Below are 2,288 nucleotides of genomic sequence, written 5' to 3'. Positions count from 1 at the left end.
GTTCCTCCTTTGGTGTAATTTCCACCTTATACCACTGTCCAATTTTTGGGGACCACCTCTATGACCGCAGCGTCATCAAAGAGCATGCGCGTGACGCCGGCGATTTTAAGGTGATGGAGCAGGTAGTCTCGCATGGTGTTCTGGTCGATACCACTGAGGTGGCAGCGAGCGACCACACGGGAGGCCAGGGGTTGGCTGTTGCGATAGCTGAGGTTGTCGATCAGGTTGGCTTGTCCCGCCAGGATGATCGGCAGAAACGGTTTGGAGTCCTGTTCAAACTGGGCGAGGGTGTGCAGTTCGGCGAACACCTCCAGACGGAGCAATGAGGCCTCGTCGATGATGAGGGCTGATTTGATTTTCTTGCCCAGGGTCAGATCCAGCACCTCCTGTTTGATGCGGCGGGTCATCCTGGCGCGGGAGGCTCCGGCGTTTTCGACTCCCAGTTCAGCCAGAATCTGGCGGTAGAGTTCGAGAATGGAGCCGGAGGTGGCGGTGACACAGAGGATTCGGTACTCGGAGGGGTGGAAGTCACCGATGACATAGCGCAGCGCCGTGGATTTGCCGCTACCGATATCTCCAGTCATCAGTGCGATGGCTCCCAGTCCAATGGCATAGTGGATGCGGTCACAGACAGCGGTGAGGGTTTTGGTCACCAGGATATCCTAACGGGGGATATCGGCCCCAAAGGGCTGTTTGTGCAACCCGAAGTAATGGCGATAGTTCTCTTGCATTACGCGTCCTCCCACAATTGACCACTCTGCGCGGTTGCTTTCTCAACAGGAGTCCTCCCGTCAGGGCGGGCCTCCTCGACGAGTTCGACCTGGCTGTTTCGATCCCGTTTGACCCGGCTGTTGACCTGCAGATCGATCGGCCGCAGGTTGCCGTGGGATTGTCCGGAGAAACGGACTTCCACCTGCTCGGGGTTTTGTTCGTGATAGAGCAGTTCGACCCGTTTGCCGATCAGATCGACCGGTGCCTCGAACAGGCGCTTGTCGAGCACCACGGAGCGATCCTTGTTGACACGGCGGCGTGCGGTTTTGCGGAAGAAATCAGTTAAATGACGCGGCGAAGCCCGCAGACAGTGCATGTGGGCGGTAAACCGTTGCAAGGGACTTTGCCCGGTGGAGCCATGACGGCGCGGGTGATAGATCTGTTCCAGCCACCGTTCGAACGCCACATTGAGCTGCTCCAGCGTCTGCCCGGTAAATTCGGGCAGGAACTGGGTGCGCACGGTGCGGAAGAAGCGTTCGATCTTGCCCTTGCCCTGGGGCTGGTAGGGCTTGGCATGAACCAAGGCGATACCCAGGGCGGCACAGGTATACTCCAGTTGACGGGAACGGAAGGCCGAACCATTGTCGACATAGAGTTTGCGCGGCACACCCCGTTTGCCAAGAGCACTCTGGAAGGCCTCCATGAAGGGTGCCAGGGCTTCCGAGGGGTAAAACGCCGCATGAGGAATAAGGCGGGAATGATCGTCGATAAAGGCGATCAGATAGCTCTTGCGCTGCTTGTCACCAACCGTCACGTGCGGACCGTGCATGACGTCGGACTGCCACAGATCGTTGGGCAGTTCGGCTTCGAACTTGCGCCGGTCGACGGCTGCGGCCGGTGGGTCTGTCATCAGATTGTGCTGATGTAAAAACCGGTACACCGTGCTCTGGCTGACAGACTGGCCCGCTGTCACCAGTTGGCGTTCATGCAGAATCCTGGTCAATTCCGGAACCGGCATTTTTGGCAACTGACGACGCAGTTCCTGCAGGGCCAGGCCGGTCTCTTCATCGATCGCCCGCACACACCCGCGATCGGTACGATCCTGTGGATACAGAGACTCAAGACGGCGGCCGTATCCCGTGTATCTCTGGATCCAGCGAATGATGGTACTCCGGCTCAGTCGAGTCCGTCCTGAATGCGGAATCTGCCACTTGCGAGCGCACTTGTCCCTGAGCAGGGCCTCCCGTTCCCCTCGATCCAGTCGGGTGGCGCCGACAAAATCGGCAATCACGCCGTAGCGAAAGACCGCCACCGCTTGCTTCTGTTCTTCGGTCATCGTTTCCTCCTTGATAAGGGTTTGCAGAGACCCTAAATCAAGAGGAGGCGACCCGTCAGCGGCCGACTTCACTGGGGTGGTAGCTGTGCGGGGAAGTTCCCGGTTTAACTGACCCGGGCCACGGGAACCCGGCCCTGCCGCAGCAGCGCATCGAACCCCGCCAACAGCCCCCATCGCCAACGGTTGGTCAGGTGCGCCTGGACCTGCCTGCGCAGATTGGCCAACCAATGCCGCAAGCGCG

2 protein-coding genes are annotated in these 2,288 nt (G+C 59.2%); both read right to left on the bottom strand.

Annotated features, from left to right (window positions below):
* Window positions 1–26: 26 nt before the first annotated feature.
* Entirely contained in the window at window positions 27–653 is a 627-nt protein-coding gene (locus P1S59_14375) for an AAA family ATPase (GenBank protein ID MDF1527413.1), read from the bottom strand.
* 77 nt (window positions 654–730) lie between these two features.
* Entirely contained in the window at window positions 731–2,047 is a 1,317-nt protein-coding gene (locus tag P1S59_14370; protein ID MDF1527412.1) for a DDE-type integrase/transposase/recombinase, read from the bottom strand.
* Window positions 2,048–2,288: the final 241 nt, after the last annotated feature.

This window comes from bacterium (assembly GCA_029210965.1).
Classification (GTDB): domain Bacteria; phylum BMS3Abin14; class BMS3Abin14; order BMS3Abin14; family BMS3Abin14; genus JALHUC01.
The sequence above is the reverse complement of the archived record's forward strand: the minus strand, read 5'-3'. Positions and strand labels throughout refer to the sequence as shown.